Raw genomic sequence first — 15052 nt, 5'->3', positions numbered from 1 at the left:
GGGCCGCTGTGTCCTTGGCCAACGTTGTCGTCATCGGTGCACAGTGGGGCGACGAGGGGAAGGGCAAGATCACCGATCTCCTGAGCCGCTCCGCCGATGTGGTCGTGCGCTATCAGGGCGGCGTCAATGCCGGCCACACCATCGTCGTTGACGACAAGGTTCTCAAACTGCACCTGATTCCTTCTGGAATTCTTTATCCCGAAACGATCTGCCTGATCGGTTCAGGCACCGTGGTGGACCCCAAGGTGATGCTTGCCGAGCTCGATATGCTGCTCGCCTATGGCATCGCCATTGACGGGCTGAAACTGGCCTCCACGGCCCACGTCACCATGCCCTACCACCGCCTGCTCGATCAGGCGATGGAGCAGCGTCGTGGCGATAGACGCATCGGCACCACCGGCCGGGGCATCGGTCCCACCTATGCCGACAAAGCCGAGCGCAATGGCATCCGGGTGGTTGATCTGCTCGATGAAGAGCGGCTGCGCGATCGCCTCACTGCCCCCTTGGCGGAGAAGAACCAGCTGCTCGAGCAGATCTACGGCATCGAGCCGCTCGACTGCGAGGCCATGATCGCTGAATATGCGGGTTACGGGGCCAGGCTGGCTCCCCATGTGGTCGACTGCACCCGCACCATTCACCAGGCGGCGCGGGCCCGCAAAAACATCCTGTTTGAAGGGGCCCAGGGAACCCTGCTGGATCTCGACCACGGCACCTATCCCTATGTGACCTCCTCGAACCCAGTCTCGGGTGGTGCCTGCATCGGTGCCGGGGTCGGCCCGACGCTGATCGACCGCGTAATCGGTGTGGCCAAGGCCTACACCACCCGCGTTGGGGAAGGTCCCTTTCCCACCGAACTCGAAGGCAGCCTCAACGATCACCTCTGTGACCGGGGCCACGAATTCGGCACCACCACCGGGCGTCGCCGTCGTTGCGGTTGGTTTGATGGCGTGATCGGCCGCTACGCGGTGGAGGTCAACGGCCTCGACTGCCTGGCGATCACCAAGCTCGACGTGCTCGACGAACTTGATTCCATCCAGGTCTGCGTGGCCTATGAGCTCGATGGCGAGCGCATCGACCATTTCCCCAGCAGCGCCGAACTCTTTGCCCGCTGCAAGCCGATCTATGTCAGCCTGCCGGGTTGGCAGTCTTCAACGGCCGATTGTCGTCGCCTTGAGCAGCTTCCGGAAACGGCCATGGCCTATCTGCGATTCCTGGCTGAACTGATGGAAGTGCCGATCGCGATCGTGTCGCTTGGCGCCCACCGGGACCAGACCATCGTGGTGGAGGATCCGATCCACGGACCGAAGCGAGCCCTCCTCAATGCCTGAGATCAGCAAGGTTCTCGATGTCATCGGCATCGGCAATGCCATCGTCGATGTCCTCGTTCAGAGCGACGACCGTTTCCTCGAAGACCACCAACTCCACAAAGGCGCCATGGCCCTGGTGGATGAAGCCCAGGCCGAGCGGCTGTATGCCGCCATGGGTCCGGGTCTGGAAACGTCCGGTGGCTCGGCCGCCAACACCCTGGCCGGCATCGCCCAGCTCGGCGGCCAGGCGGCCTTCATCGGCCGCGTCCGCGACGACCAGCTCGGCGCGATCTTCGCCCACGACATTCGCGCCGTCGGCACCCGCTTCGACACGCCCGCTGCCAGCAGCGGACCCTCCACGGCCCGCTGCATGATCCTGGTCAGCCCCGATGCCCAGCGCACGATGTGCACCTACCTGGGGGCCTCGGTGGGGCTGGAGCCCCAAGACCTTGATCTGGAGCTTGTGGCCCAGGCCAAAGTGTTGTATCTGGAGGGCTACCTCTGGGACAGCGAAGCGGCCAAGCGCGCCTTCCTTGCCGCGGCCGAGGTGATGCGCCGCAGTGGTGGCCAGGTGGCCCTGAGCCTCTCGGATGCTTTTTGCGTCGAGCGCCACCGTCAGAGCTTTCTGGAGCTTGTCGACGGCCATGTCGATCTGCTCTTTGCCAATGAGGTCGAGATCATGGCCCTCTATGGCAGCTCCAGCTTCGAGGAGGCTCGCGAACATGTGCGGGGGCGCTGCCAGGTGGCCGTGCTGACCCGCAGCAAACGGGGATCGGTCGTGCTGCAGGGTTCAACCACCCTGGAGATCGAGCCTTACCGGCTCGGCCCACTGGTGGACACCACCGGGGCTGGCGATCTTTATGCCGCCGGTTTTCTCTTCGGCCACACCCGGGGTGACTCGCTGGAACGCTGCGGACAGCTGGGATCCCTCTGTGCCGGCCAGGTGATCACCCAGCTGGGACCGCGCCCCGCCATTTCTCTGCCTGACCTGGTCGCCGAGCACCTGGGCTGATCAGCCGCAGGCCCCCAGCCGGGCGATCAGATCTGGCAGCTCGAGTTGCTCGACGCCCTCCGGTTCCTCAGGCCGTTGCAGCAGCAGCAGCCTCAGCCCGAACCGGCGGCAAAGGGTGTGCCAGCACCGTTCGGTTGTGCCACCGGATTGGCGACACACAACGGCGGTGATGCCCCACTGGCGAATCAGGGCCGCTTCAAGAGCCAGCGGGGCCAGGCCCGCTCCTGTGCCGGGGCGATGACAGGCCAGATGGGCCTCCGGCAGCCCGGCGGCCCGTGCCTGCCGCAGACTCGCGGGGTTGGGCAGCAGGCGGGCAAAGCTCACGGCAGGGGCCACCAGGGCCAGGGCTTTGGGCAGATGGCGGGCACCGATGGCGAACAGCAGGCGCTCCCTCGCCAAGTCTAGGCAGGCCAGCTCCTCACAGCCCGCCAGCAGGGTGCAGTCGACGGCTTCGGCTTCAAGATTGGGGCGCAACAGACGCAGCAGCGGCTGGCCCAGGCTCCGGCAGGTGGCGGCCAGGTCGGAGCTGACCCGGCTGGCAAAGGGATGGCTGGCATCCACTACCCAACCAAACGGCTGCCCGCCCTGCGTCGCCTGGCGCAGCCGCGCGGCCATGGCCGCTGGTCCCGCCAGGCCTCCCACCTCCAGGCGCAGATCGGGGTGGGCGTCGTAGGCACGGCAGGCGCTGGCGCTCACCACAGCCACAGTCACGCCCCAGCCCCGCTCCAGCAACACCCTGGCCAGGGCGGGTCCCTCGCCGGTGCCGGCGATCAGCCAGAGCCGGCGTCGCTGCTGAGGATCAAGGCTGGGCATCAACGGGGCTGTTCAAGGGCAGGACTGTTCTGTTCAGCAGCAGCGTGCATCAGCGGGATCGTGCACCAGGATGGGGACCGGTATTTTTGATCCGGTTTTGAATCACTGTTTGCTGGAAGTGGAGGTGATCGAGGCGCCCCAGTTGCGCTACACCCAGGACAACCAGACCCCTGTGGCCGAAATGTCGGTGCAGTTCGAGGGTCTGCGGCCCGACGACCCGTCCGGCCAGATCAAGGTGGTGGGCTGGGGCAATCTGGCCCAGGATCTCCAGAACAGGGTCCAGGTGGGCCAGCGGTTGATGCTGGAGGGGCGCCTGCGCATCAGCACCATCACCCGCGCCGATGGCCTCAAGGAGAAACGGGCCGAGTTCACCCTCTCCCGTCTCCATCCCCTGGCCGAAGGCCCTTCCCCGGCCGGCGACACAAGGCCTGCCCCGTTGCCCCCCGCGGGGGGGCAACCCCGCTCAGTGCCCAGGCCCGTGCCGGCCAGGGCTGCTGTGGCTGGCTCCACGACCGCCGCTGCTGCGATTCCAGCGACCCCGGCGCCTGAGGTTCCCACCTGGAACACTTCGCCGCTGGTGCCTGAGCTCAGCGACGACGACGACATCCCGTTCTGAAGCCAGGCCCCTCAGCTTCCAGTCAGCCGTTCGCTGGCCAGATCGATCATCTGGCCCAGCTCCCGCTCCAGGGCCGCCAGGTCGAGGCGCAGATCAGGCCAACGGCCCCCATCGATCTGGCGCAACAGCCACAGTCGATCGGCGCTGAGCTGCTCGATCAAGGCCGTGCTGCTGAGCTCTTCAGCAGTTTCTGGAGCCACGTTTTGGACTTCAGCCGCCACTGGTTCGACCCGATCGGGCTCGGCACCGATAGGCCTGGAGGATTCAGCGGAGTTGGAGGCAGTCATCGCAGAGTTGGACCCAACATGGTTTCGATTGTTGCGCACGCCCTTGCGGGAGGATGGTCGCCATGCAAGCAATCACCTCACCCGGCAGCCTGCTCACCCTCCTTGGCGCCGTTCTTACCGTGGTCGGCACGATCGCCTACGCGACCGATAGCCCCAACATCAGCCTGGCTGGCGTGTTCTATGGCATTCCACTGCTGCTGGGCGGTCTGGCCCTGAAGTCCTCGGAACTGCCGCCCGCGATCCGTCTGACCAAACCTGCTGAATTCCGTGCCCTGCGCGAGCAACCTGAGAGCGAACCGCTCAGCACCTTGCTCAAGGACGTGACCCGTTGGCGCTATGGCCAGAAGGCTCACCTGGAGAGCTCGCTGGAGGCCCTCAAGCTCTGGAACGACGATCAGCCGCCCGAACTCCTGAGCGTGCGCGAACTGGAGGAACATGGTGGCTATGGCCTGGGCCTGCGTTTTCGCAGCCATGGGGTGCCGTATGAGCGCTGGCAAGCCAAGCAGGAGCGGCTTGGCCGTTTTTTCGGACCTGGGCTTGTGGCCACGCTGGCCCCGTTGACGGACACTGAACTTGAACTCATCCTGGGTCCGGTTGACCCTGCCATCAGCGATGGTCAGCTGGACGCCGTGCCGTCCTGATTCCCCGTCGTCGTTGTCGAACTTGAGTCATGACCCCTTGATCAGTGCCGAGGACAGCCTGCGGGTCTCCGTTCTCAGTGAGGCCCTGCCGTACATCCAGCGGTTTTCCGGCCGCCGTGTGGTGGTGAAGTATGGGGGGGCGGCGATGGTGAACGAGGCGCTGCGTGAGGCGGTCTTCCGTGATCTGGCTCTGCTGGCCTGCGTGGGTTTGCAACCGGTGGTGGTCCATGGCGGCGGGCCTGAGATCAACCAATGGCTGAGCCGGATGTCGATCGAGCCCCGGTTCGTTGATGGCCTGCGGGTCACCGATGCCGAGACGATGGATGTGGTCGAGATGGTGCTGGTCGGCAGGGTCAACAAGCAGATCGTTAACGGGCTTAACCGCCTCGGTGGCCGGGCGGTGGGGCTCTGTGGCAGTGATGGCGGCCTGGTCGAAGCGAGGGTCTTGGGGGATGGCTCCCACGGGCTGGTGGGGGATGTGGCGGCTGTCAACCCCGACGTTCTCACTCCCCTGCTGGAGAATGGCTACATCCCAGTGATTTCCAGCGTGGCGGCCAACCCCCAGGGTCAGTCGCACAACATCAATGCCGACACCGTGGCCGGTGAACTCGCCGCCGCCCTCCAGGCCGAGAAGCTGATCCTGCTCACCGATACCCCTGGAATCCTGCGCCATCGCGACGATCCTGGTTCGCTGCTGCGTCAGCTCAGCCTGTCGGAGGCCCGTGAGCTGATCGCCAGCGGGGTGGTCGATGGCGGCATGACCCCCAAGACCGAATGCTGCATCCGTGCCCTCGCCCAGGGGGTCGGGGCTGCCCATATCGTCGATGGCCGCGTTCCCCACGCCTTGCTCTTGGAAGTGTTCACCGATGCCGGCATCGGTACGATGGTGGTCGGCCGTCTGGCGCCGGCAGCCGCGCCGGCCGGTCATGACTGAGGACCCGCTGTCACCAGCCCGCCAGGCGCTGGAGAGGGGCGACTACGGGCGTTGCCTGAGGTTGCTCGAACCCCTCGCCCTGCTCCATCCGGCCGCTACGCCCTTGGGGGGCAGCCTGCGCTTGCTGATGGTCACGGCCCTGCTGGGCCAGGGCAACGATGAGCAGGCCGCCAGCTGTTGCCGCAGTTTGCGCGTCTGCCGGGACCTGGAGATTCGGGCCCAGGCCAAGGACCTGCAGCTGATTCTCGAAGCACCGGCCCTGCCGCGTCCGGCCAACTGGTCGCTGACATTGCCGGCCATCACGGAGGCCGCGCCCCTGGAGGGTCGCTTGAAACCCGGCGCCAGTCCCCGGCGCCGCCAGCGTGCGCCGGGGCCACCGTCGCCGCTGCCACCACCGACTGGACCCACCCGCGGCCCGGTTGGCTTTGCCATCGCCGTGCTGGCCGTGCTTCTGCTGCTTGGCTCCCTGCTCTCAGGCTGCCTGCGGGTCGAGACCGATCTGCGCTTCGGTCCTCCCGGCCGGCTCCAGCTCCAGCAGACCCTGAGCAGCGAGTCCGGACGCCTGCTCCCCTTTCAGCGCCAATTCAGCCAGGAGCTGCAGGCAGCGGCACCAGCACCGAAACCTCGCCTGGAGCTTGAAACCCGCCAGGGGGTGGTCAGCCTGAGGAGCGCCAACTTGAACAGCGCGGAGATTTCCAGGCTGCTGCAGAGCACTGTGGCCACGGCCGCCCAGCTTGGGGGGATCGAGCTGCCAGCCCCGGATTTGCAGCTGAAGGAACGCAATTGGTTGGTAGGGGCTCACCAGCAATTCAGCTTGGAAGTGGATCTGCGCGCTGTCAGGGGACTTCCGGGACTGGAGCTCGGCGTTCAGCTCGGCCCGCTGGCCCCTGCTGCCCTGCGCTTGGCGTTGCCTCTGGCCGCCGTGCCCGATGCCGATGGGATCCGCTGGCCGTTGCAGCCCGGCGCTCTCAACCGCATCGAACTGGTCTGCTGGCGCTGGAGCCGCCTGGGGGTGGGGGCTGTTGTGATCCTGGTGTTGCTTGGTCTGGCCCTCGGACTGCAGCGGCTGCGCTGGCAGGCCGGTTTTGGCTGGCCGGAATTGCCTTCTCCTTCCGTTGATGAAGAGTCTTAGAGCTCCAGTGGGTCGGGATCAATGCTGAGGTTCACCTGGCGATCGAGCCCTGAGCGCAGATCAGCTTCCGCTGGTAATGGCAACAGGCTGCCGGCGGGGCCGTGCAGCAGGATCTGCCAGCGATGGCGGCCGGCCACCCGCGCCACCGGTGCCGGGGCTGGTCCGACCAGGAGCCAACCGGCGGACTCCAGGTCACCCCGGATCCGCTCGGCCAGGCTGGCAGCGGCGGTGGCCGTGGTGGTGGCCGTGGTACCGGAGAGCCGCAGCAGGCAGGCGCGGCTGAAGGGCACCAGAGAGGCCGCCCGGCGCTGCTGGAGTTCGCCTGTGAGGTAGTGGTCGTAGCGGCCATCGATCAGATGGCGGATCACGGGATGATCGGGGGAATAGGTCTGGACGATCACTTCGCCGGGGCGTTCGCCACGGCCGGCGCGGCCGGCCAGTTGCAGCAACACCTGCAGGCATTGTTCTCCGGCCCGCAGATCGGGGCGATGCAACAGGCCATCGGCCGCCAGCACCGCCGCCAGGGTCACCCGCGGCAGGTCGATCCCCTTGGTGAGCATCTGGGTTCCCACCAGCACATCGGCTTCGCCAGCGGCGAACTGTGCCAGCAGGCGTCGGTGTCCATCCCGTCCCCGGGTGGTATCGCGATCGAAGCGCAGCAGGCGTAGCCCTTCGAGCTCCGTTTCCAGTTGCTCGATCACCCGCTGGGTTCCCGCGCCGAATGGCTTGAAGGCAGTGGAGCCGCAGTGACTGCAGCGCTCGCTTGGCTGCTGGCGGTGGCCGCACCAGTGACAGCGCAACCACTCCAGACCATCGCGGTGGCGATGGACGGTGAGCGAGACATCGCAGTGCGGACACTGCACCACCTCCCCGCAGCTGCGGCAACTCAGGAAACTGCTGTAGCCCCGCCGGGGCACGAGCACCACCGCCTGCTCACCCACTTGCTTGAGCCGATCGAGCCGGCCCTTCAGCGCCCGGCTGATCAGGCGCCGGTGGCCATCGGCCAGCTCCAGGCGCATGTCGACCACCCGCACCGGGGCCGCGGTCTGGCCGCTGATCCTCTCGGGCAGCCGCAACAGCCCGGTCTGGGGTTGACGTTCACCTGGCCCCGCCTGGCAGCGCAGCCAGGTTTCGATGGAGGGGGTGGCGCTGCCGAGCAGCAGCCTTGCCGGGCCGCTGGCGGCTCGGCGCCTGGCCACCGTCCTGGCGTGATAGCAGGGCATCGGAGCCTCCTGCTTGTAGGAGCTGTCGTGCTCCTCGTCCAGCACGATCAGACCGAGAGGGGCCAGGGGCAAAAAGATGGCGGAACGGGTGCCGACCACCAGCAGCGGGCCGGCCTGCTGCGCTGTTCCCTGGCAGCGCCTCCAGACCCTGATCCGCTCAGCATCGCTGAGACCGCTGTGATAGCCGAGAACCCGGTCGCCGAAGCGGGCCAGGCAGCGGTCGATCAGCTGGGGGATCAGGCCGATCTCCGGGGTCAACAGCAGGGCGCTGCGGCCCTCCTCCAGGCAGGCCGCCGCAGCCTGGAGATACACCTCGGTTTTGCCCGAACCAGTGACACCCCAGAGCAGCAGTTCGGCATCGTCTGCTGAGGAGAGAATCTGGGCGAGGGCCTGGGCCTGGGCCAGGTTCAGTTGGCGAGGGGGCTCCAGGCCCCTAGCCATGCCGGGCTCGGACAGCGTGCTGGCCTGTCGTGGTGCTACTGGGGCAGGCCGTCGGCTCAGCTGAAGCACCGATCGTGTGGCCAGCCCCTGGACCAGCGAACGGCTGAATCCCCACTGCGTCACCACCGCCTGCAACCAGGCCCCGCCACCGTCTTGAAGGGCCAAACGTTCGAGCAAGGCTCGCTGACGTGCTGTTCGAGCCTCCGCAATGGCCCCACCGGCCAGCAGTGCCACCCATTGGCGCTCAGGCGTTGCTCCCTGGGCGGAGGCGGGGCGCTGGCCAAGCCAACCCGGTGGCAAGGCTGTCTTGAGCGTCTTGAACAGACTGGTGTGGCAGTCAGAGGCCACCTGCTGGAGCACCTCTTGCCAGCTGGGATCGGCGGCACCGCTCTGCTGGATCGCCTCGATTGGCAACAACTTGATCGGGTCGATGTTCTGGGGAAAGGCGACCGGGGTTTCGACGATCAGGCCGATGTGCCGGCGGCCCCGTAAGCGGACCCTGACCAGATCACCCACTGCCAGAACAAGGTTCTGGGGGTTGGTGTAGGTGAAAACACGGCCCTCCGGGCCTGCCTCCAGCCACACCTGGGAGCATGTCAGTTCTTGAATCACCGTGGTCGCATCCGCTCGTTTCCTTGCAAACCCCAAACAGTTTTCTTAGAATGAGGGTGTTGAGCAGTTGATGAAGCTGCAGTCGGATCCGGCAGTGTTCCGTCCAGTGGGAAGACTTGAAGTGAGCAGCGACTGGAGTCACCCTCCATCCAGCCTCCCAGTCTGCGACCTCCCCTGACAACCCTGCATTGGCATCCGTGTCGATCCTTGTCGTTTGGTCTGGTTGATTGTGTTCTGAGAGGCCGACGGTCCCGTTTCAATCTCTATCTGTTGACGGACCGGGAGTGTCTCTACTGATGCCTTCCCCAGCCTTGGTGCGTCGTTGCCGTGAAGAAGCACTTCGAAACCACCTCGCCGGCGTTTCCTTCCCCCTTTCTCCCTCCCGCCTCTACTTTCTTCTGTTGTTCTTATGAGTCCTGTCGCCGCCGTCAAATCCAAGAAGCCCGACCAGGAAATTCTCACGGTCGCTTCCCTTTCGGGAGCAGGGGTGAGTGTCGAGGCAAAGCCGAAGGCTTCACGAAGCAAGCCAAAGGATTCCGCAGCCAAGGCCAGCTCGAAGTCCAAGGCGGCAGCCGAGCCCAGCACGGCTGAGACCCCTGCCGTGGCCTCCAACAAGGTGACGCGCACCCGTAAGCCTCCGGCGGCGAAGGCTGCCGCCGTCAAAACTTCGACGACCAAAACCTCCACAACCAAAGCCTCCTCCGCGAAGCCGGCTTCAGGAAAAGCGGTTTCCAGTAAGGCGGTTGCCAGCAAGACCTCCGGCAAGACCAAGGTGGGTGCCTCCCTTCCTGCCTCCGCCGCTGCGAGCCAGCAGCAGGACAGCGCCGCCGAACAACTGTTGACAGCGGCCGATGCCGCGACGGCGACCAAGGAAAAGAAAGCCGCTGGGGCCAAGGCCTTGGCGAGCATCAAGGTGGGACCCAAAGGGGTGTACACCGAGGATTCGATCCGGGTCTATCTCCAGGAAATCGGCCGTATCCGTCTGTTGCGCCCAGACGAAGAGATCGAGCTGGCGCGCAAGATCGCCGACCTGCTGCTGCTTGAGGAACTGGCGAACCAGTTCGAGCAGGACAACGGTCACTACCCCGATGTGAAGGAGTGGGCCGTTCTCGTTGACATGACCTTGCTGAAGTTCCGTCGCCGGCTGATGCTGGGCCGGCGGGCCAAGGAGAAGATGGTGCAGTCGAACTTGCGCCTGGTGGTGTCGATCGCCAAGAAGTACATGAATCGGGGGCTTTCCTTTCAGGACCTCATTCAAGAAGGAAGCCTGGGCCTGATCCGTGCCGCCGAGAAATTCGACCACGAAAAGGGCTATAAGTTCTCCACCTATGCCACTTGGTGGATCCGTCAGGCGATCACCCGCGCCATTGCTGACCAGAGCCGCACGATCCGTCTGCCGGTTCACCTCTACGAAACCATCTCCCGTATCAAGAAAACCACCAAGGTTCTCAGTCAAGAGTTCGGCCGTAAGCCAACGGAAGAGGAGATCGCTGAAAGCATGGAGATGACGATCGAAAAACTTCGTTTCATCGCCAAATCGGCCCAACTGCCGATATCCTTGGAAACTCCGATTGGTAAGGAGGAGGATTCACGCCTCGGTGATTTCATCGAAGCCGATATTGAGAATCCCGAGCAAGATGTGGCCAAGAATCTGCTGCGGGAAGATCTGGAGGGCGTATTGGCAACGCTCAGCCCCAGGGAGCGTGACGTGCTCCGCCTTCGTTATGGCCTCGACGATGGCCGCATGAAAACCCTTGAAGAGATTGGCCAGATCTTTGATGTCACCAGGGAACGCATCCGCCAGATCGAGGCCAAGGCGCTGCGCAAGCTGCGCCACCCCAACCGCAACGGTGTGCTCAAGGAATACATCAAGTAAGACCTTGGTCTCACTGCTTGGTAGCCTCCCCCCCAATCCATGACCCGGTCGGGATGGTTCATCTGCGTGATCATCGTTTGAATGATGTCCAGGCGTCTGTGCTGAAGTCGAGATCGTCGCTGGGCAGATCTCCCTGGCGGTTGGCTGTGATCAGCCTTGTGGGGCTGGGGTTGCTCTGCTGGCTGGCTTTCTTCAACCATCTGGGCACCCTCAGCCTGATGGACAAAACCGAAGCCCTGTTCGTTGAAGTCGGGCATCAGATGATGCTGCGCAACGACTGGGTTACCCCTTACTGGAACAACGAGCTCTTCTTTGACTATCCCGTCTGGGGCTACTGGATGGTGGGTCTCAGTTTCCGAATCTTCGGAGTGTCGGAATGGGCAGCCCGGCTACCGGTGGCCCTGGCTGCAAGTTCTGTTGTGTTAGCTGGCTTTGGTCTGCTCCTGACCATCGCTGGGCCCGACGAGGCAAGCGGGCAACGCTGGCGACGGGCCTGGCTTGCTGCCGCCGTGTTGGCCCTCAATCCTGGTTGGGTGGGTTGGGGCCGCAGCTCGGTGACCGACATGTTCCTGGCGAGCGCGATAAGCCTCAGTTTATTTGGTTTCTTCCTCAGTTACAGCCAACAGGAACGGCCCTGGTTGCGCCGGCTGGGTTATGTCGCCATGCCAGTGTTCAGCGCCATTGCGGTGCTGGCCAAGGGGCCCGTAGGGCTGGTGCTGCCAGGTCTGGTGATTGTGGTGTTTCTGCTGCTGCAGGGGCAGTTATGGGTCGTGCTGCGCCAGATGCCGATGCTGGCGATGGCCCTGCTTTTCTTTGCTGTGGCCACCCCTTGGTACGCGCTGGCTGCCCAAGCCCATGGCATGGCCTTTCTGGGTGGTTTTTTCGGTTTCAGCAATCTGGAGCGTTACACCTCCGTGCTGTACGGCCACGCCGGGCCTTGGTACTTCTATCTGCCTTGGTGCCTGCTGCTGCTGCTGCCCTGGTCGTTCTATTGGCCCCTGGCCGTCGCCAGGCTCGGCTACTGGCGGCTGGGCTGGTGGCGCAAGCAGCCCAGAGCTTCCCAGTTGGCCCCGTTCTGCCTGGTCTGGTTCCTGGTGGTGTTGTTGTTCTTCTCCGCCGCCGCCACTAAATTGGCTGGCTACATCCTGCCGCTGGTGCCTGCAGGAGCGCTGCTGATCAGCCTGTATTGGATCCCCTTGCGCGGGTCACCGCCAAGGGCCATTGGCCCTGATTGGCCCCAGCGCTGGATGGGCAGCTTCAATGCCTTGGTGCTCGCGGTGATGGCGATTGCCGCTGCCTTTGCACCACGCTGGGCGGCCACCGATCCGGCCTACCCGGATTTCGCCCAGGCTCTGGAGAGCTCAGGCCTGCCACTGGTGCTCGCGCTCGTGTTGGCTGTCGCTGCTGTTGGGTTCTTTTCTCTACTGGTTCAAAAAGGGTCGCCGCGCTGTTTCTGGGCCCCGAATCTGCTGGGCTTCGCCGGCCTGCTGCTGCTGGTGGTGCCAGGCCTGGCTCCCTTAATGCAGGCCCAGCGCCAACAACCGCTCAAAGATCTGGCGGTGCTGGCTGGACAGGTGTCAGAGCCCAACGAAGAACTGCTTGTGATCGGCTATATGCGATACAGCGTTGTGTATTACAGCAAGCAACCTGTGAGCTTCTTTGACAGTGTCCAAGGGGCAAGAGAGCACCTGCGCGACGACGACACCAGCAGGAACAAAACGAGTGGGAGCAACAGCAGTGGACCTAGCAACAGTGGGAATGACAACAGCGTGAATGACAACAGCCGCAGCCCAGATGCCACCTCTGCTGGATCGGCTGAAAGCGCTGCTGCTTCCACTGTTTTGTTATTCGGAGAAGAACGCAATCTGCGCCGTTTCGACCTTGATCCCTCCTCTGTTCAAGCCATCGCGGATCGCGGCAACCACCGCTTGTGGCGTGTGAACCGTGCCGATCTGGCAGGTCGGTCCCAGCCTTGAGCGGCCTCCGTCGTTGGTTCCGCTGCCTAGGGCCGTGGCGGCTGCTGGCCTGTCTGGCGGCCATGGCCGTTGTCATCGCGATTGAGCTGACGATCGGCAACGACAAAAGCCCGGAGGCCGATGAAGCCGTTCTTCTTTGGCTGGGTGACGCCATCCCCGCCCCCCTGGGCAGATTTCTTGTGGTGGTGTATCAGGTCAGTGGAACCCGGGTCACGGCTTTGCTGGTGATGGCTTCCTTGCTGTTCCTGAGCCTGAAGAGGGCCTGGAACGATCTGACCTGGCTGGCGATCGGTACGGCGGGAATCCTTTTGATCGTCGATCAATGGTTGAAGCCTCTGTTCGATCGCGCCCGGCCCCTCGGCCGGTTGGTGGAGGTGAGTGGCCGCAGTTTCCCCAGTGGCCATGCGGCCGGGGCGGTGGTGTTTTATTTCCTGATGTGCGCGATTCTCTCGAAGCGTTATCCCCACCTGCGCCAGCCGCTCTACCTGGGATCCACCCTTTGGGTCGCTTTGATCTGGATCAGCACCCTCTACTGCCGTGTCCACTGGTTCACCGACATCGTCGCTGGCGCTGCAGTGGGCTTCATCTGGCTGACCATCTGCCTAACCGGTTGGAAGGTCAGCCTGGCCAGCCAGAGTGAACGGAACCGCGGCATTCCGCTTTGACCACCTCCCCCAGCCTTGACTCCCTTTCCGCTCTCTGCGGCCTGCGCACAGCTCCAATGCTTGAGGCCCCGCAACGGCAGCGTCTGAGCGAGGAGCTGGCGGCCCGCCTGGCCGGTTGTGCCTGGTTCACCATTGGGGTGATGGCCCCATCGACGACGGCCGCGGTGAAGGCCCTCGGCTCCTGCCAACAGGCCCTGGGCTGGTCCCCCCTGGTGGTAGATGGCGACGAGCCCGCTGCGGGTCCGGTTTTTCTCAAGGGGAATCAAGCGACGGGCCTCTATCGGCTGCGCAGCGAAACCGGCCTTGGTGAGGGCTTGTTGATCACCGGACACCAGCCGGACGATTCAGCGGCTGAGGGCACCTGGGGGCCTTTTCCCCTCGATTTCTTTGGCTGATCACGATCTTGAAGCGGTCCAGCAGGCCGAGGCCCATCGGTCCTTAGGCTTGACGGGTGTTGAGCGGCCCTGTGGCCGGTTCGAGGACTGAACTTGATGGCTGGCTCCACATTGCGCATCGCCACCCGCCGCAGCCAGTTGGCGATGGTGCAGACCCATTGGGTGCGCGATGAACTGGCCAAGGCTCACCCCGACCTGGAGATCAGCGTCGAGGCGATGGCGACCCAAGGCGACAAGATTCTCGATGTCGCTTTGGCGAAGATCGGCGACAAGGGCCTGTTCACCAAGGAACTGGAGGCCCAGATGCTGCTCGATCGGGCTGATATTGCTGTCCACAGCCTCAAGGACCTGCCCACGAACCTGCCTGAAGGTTTGATCCTTGGCTGTATCACCGAACGGGAAGATCCGGCCGATGCCCTTGTGGTCCACGCCAAGCATCAGGACAAGACCCTGGCCACACTGCCCGAAGGCAGTGTGGTGGGCAGCAGCTCCCTGCGCCGCTTGGCCCAACTCCGTCACCACTTTCCCCATCTTGTGTTCAAGGATGTGCGTGGCAATGTCATCACCCGGCTGGAGAAACTCGATGCCGGCCAGTACGACTGCCTGATCCTGGCGGCGGCGGGCCTGGGACGCCTCGGTTTGACGGCGCGCATCCATGAACGGATCGACCCCTCCATTTCCTTGCATGCCGTTGGCCAGGGAGCCCTCGGTATCGAGTGCCGCCATGGCGATGACCGCGTGATCAGCCAGCTCAAGGCGTTGGAGCACACGCCATCCTCCCGCCGCTGCCTGGCGGAGAGGGCCTTTCTGCGCCAGTTGGAAGGGGGTTGTCAGGTGCCGATTGGCGTGAACACCAGCTTTGAGGGCGAGCAGCTCGTGCTCACCGGCATGGTGGCCAGCCTCGATGGCCAGCGCCTGATCCGTGATCAGGCTCGCGGCGCAGCCATCGAACCAGAAGCGATCGGGATCGACCTGGCCAAGCGCCTGCGCTCCCAGGGAGCAGGAGAGATCCTGGAGGACATCTTTGCCACCGTCGGACGCGGTCACTGAGGAGGCTGGCGAGGAGGGTGCAGAGGCCCCTGCTCAGGGTCCGCTCAGGGCGGCTCCTTTCCAATGGAATCT

14 protein-coding genes are annotated in these 15052 nt (G+C 64.3%); 11 read left to right on the top strand and 3 right to left on the bottom strand.

Features of this window, described 5'->3' with window-relative positions; translation table 11 throughout:
* Positions 1-8: 8 nt before the first annotated feature.
* Positions 9-1328, top strand: a complete 1320-nt coding sequence (locus BM449_RS14000) for an adenylosuccinate synthase (RefSeq protein ID WP_233830832.1) — start codon at positions 9-11, stop codon at positions 1326-1328.
* On the top strand, positions 1321-2319 hold the full coding sequence (locus BM449_RS13995; protein WP_071801737.1) for an adenosine kinase: 999 nt from the start codon (positions 1321-1323) through the stop codon (positions 2317-2319). Before BM449_RS14000 ends, BM449_RS13995 begins: the two co-directional genes overlap by 8 nt.
* Here BM449_RS13995 and BM449_RS13990 read toward each other — a convergent pair whose 3' ends face one another.
* Complete coding sequence (locus BM449_RS13990) at positions 2320-3132, bottom strand: precorrin-6A/cobalt-precorrin-6A reductase (protein WP_071801736.1); 813 nt, start codon at positions 3130-3132, stop codon at positions 2320-2322.
* 97 nt (positions 3133-3229) lie between these two features.
* Between BM449_RS13990 and BM449_RS13985 the strand changes: the two genes are divergently transcribed.
* Positions 3230-3748 carry a single-stranded DNA-binding protein gene (locus BM449_RS13985; RefSeq protein ID WP_071802324.1) on the top strand — a complete coding sequence of 173 codons (519 nt, stop codon included), beginning with the start codon at positions 3230-3232 and terminating at the stop codon, positions 3746-3748.
* An 11-nt stretch (positions 3749-3759) separates the two neighbouring features.
* On the opposite strand, the gene BM449_RS13980 is transcribed toward BM449_RS13985, so the two are convergent.
* A complete protein-coding gene (locus tag BM449_RS13980; protein WP_233830830.1) occupies positions 3760-4035 on the bottom strand; it encodes a hypothetical protein in 276 nt (91 codons plus the stop codon).
* Positions 4036-4097: 62 nt separating this feature from the next.
* Between BM449_RS13980 and BM449_RS13975 the strand changes: the two genes are divergently transcribed.
* From BM449_RS13975 to BM449_RS13965, 3 genes are read left to right on the top strand one after another with little or no spacing between them, the layout of a single operon-like run.
* Positions 4098-4676 carry a DUF2854 domain-containing protein gene (locus tag BM449_RS13975; protein ID WP_071802322.1) on the top strand — a complete coding sequence of 193 codons (579 nt, stop codon included), beginning with the start codon at positions 4098-4100 and terminating at the stop codon, positions 4674-4676.
* 13 nt (positions 4677-4689) lie between these two features.
* The gene (argB, locus tag BM449_RS13970; RefSeq protein ID WP_071801735.1) at positions 4690-5610 is read left to right on the top strand and encodes an acetylglutamate kinase; all 921 of its coding nucleotides are present in this window, start codon (positions 4690-4692) and stop codon (positions 5608-5610) included.
* On the top strand, positions 5603-6742 hold the full coding sequence (locus tag BM449_RS13965) for a DUF3153 domain-containing protein (protein ID WP_071801734.1): 1140 nt from the start codon (positions 5603-5605) through the stop codon (positions 6740-6742). The genes argB and BM449_RS13965 overlap by 8 nt, the downstream gene beginning before the upstream one ends.
* Here BM449_RS13965 and priA read toward each other — a convergent pair.
* Positions 6739-9018, bottom strand: coding sequence for a primosomal protein N' (gene priA, locus BM449_RS13960; RefSeq protein WP_071801733.1), 2280 nt, complete (start codon positions 9016-9018; stop codon positions 6739-6741). The genes BM449_RS13965 and priA overlap by 4 nt on opposite strands.
* 409 nt (positions 9019-9427) lie before the next feature.
* Between priA and rpoD the strand changes: the two genes are divergently transcribed.
* The 5 genes from rpoD (at position 9428) to hemC (ending at position 14980) form a co-directional block, all read left to right on the top strand.
* The gene (gene rpoD, locus BM449_RS13955; protein ID WP_071801732.1) at positions 9428-10894 is read left to right on the top strand and encodes an RNA polymerase sigma factor RpoD; all 1467 of its coding nucleotides are present in this window, start codon (positions 9428-9430) and stop codon (positions 10892-10894) included.
* Positions 10895-11040: 146 nt separating this feature from the next.
* Positions 11041-12870: a glycosyltransferase family 39 protein gene (locus tag BM449_RS13950; RefSeq protein WP_233831383.1), complete on the top strand. Its 1830-nt coding sequence runs from the start codon at positions 11041-11043 to the stop codon at positions 12868-12870.
* A complete protein-coding gene (locus tag BM449_RS13945) occupies positions 12867-13535 on the top strand; it encodes a phosphatase PAP2 family protein (protein WP_233830828.1) in 669 nt (222 codons plus the stop codon). Before BM449_RS13950 ends, BM449_RS13945 begins: the two co-directional genes overlap by 4 nt.
* A complete protein-coding gene (locus BM449_RS13940; RefSeq protein WP_071801729.1) occupies positions 13532-13930 on the top strand; it encodes a DUF1824 family protein in 399 nt (132 codons plus the stop codon). The genes BM449_RS13945 and BM449_RS13940 overlap by 4 nt, the downstream gene beginning before the upstream one ends.
* 96 nt (positions 13931-14026) lie before the next feature.
* A complete protein-coding gene (gene hemC, locus BM449_RS13935) occupies positions 14027-14980 on the top strand; it encodes a hydroxymethylbilane synthase (protein WP_071801728.1) in 954 nt (317 codons plus the stop codon).
* Positions 14981-15052 lie beyond the last annotated feature (72 nt).

This window comes from Synechococcus sp. SynAce01, assembly GCF_001885215.1.
Classification (GTDB): Bacteria; Cyanobacteriota; Cyanobacteriia; order PCC-6307; family Cyanobiaceae; genus Regnicoccus; species Regnicoccus frigidus.
The sequence above is the reverse complement of the archived record's forward strand: the minus strand, read 5'-3'. Positions and strand labels throughout refer to the sequence as shown.

Coding starts and splice junctions, on each gene's coding strand:
- BM449_RS13995 (WP_071801737.1), top strand. CDS start 1,321: ATGCCTGAGATCAGCAAGGTTCTCGATGTCATCGGCATCGGCAATGCC.
- BM449_RS13990 (WP_071801736.1), bottom strand. CDS start 3,132: ATGCCCAGCCTTGATCCTCAGCAGCGACGCCGGCTCTGGCTGATCGCC.
- BM449_RS13980 (WP_233830830.1), bottom strand. CDS start 4,035: ATGACTGCCTCCAACTCCGCTGAATCCTCCAGGCCTATCGGTGCCGAG.
- BM449_RS13975 (WP_071802322.1), top strand. CDS start 4,098: ATGCAAGCAATCACCTCACCCGGCAGCCTGCTCACCCTCCTTGGCGCC.
- BM449_RS13965 (WP_071801734.1), top strand. CDS start 5,603: ATGACTGAGGACCCGCTGTCACCAGCCCGCCAGGCGCTGGAGAGGGGC.
- rpoD (WP_071801732.1), top strand. CDS start 9,428: ATGAGTCCTGTCGCCGCCGTCAAATCCAAGAAGCCCGACCAGGAAATT.
- hemC (WP_071801728.1), top strand. CDS start 14,027: ATGGCTGGCTCCACATTGCGCATCGCCACCCGCCGCAGCCAGTTGGCG.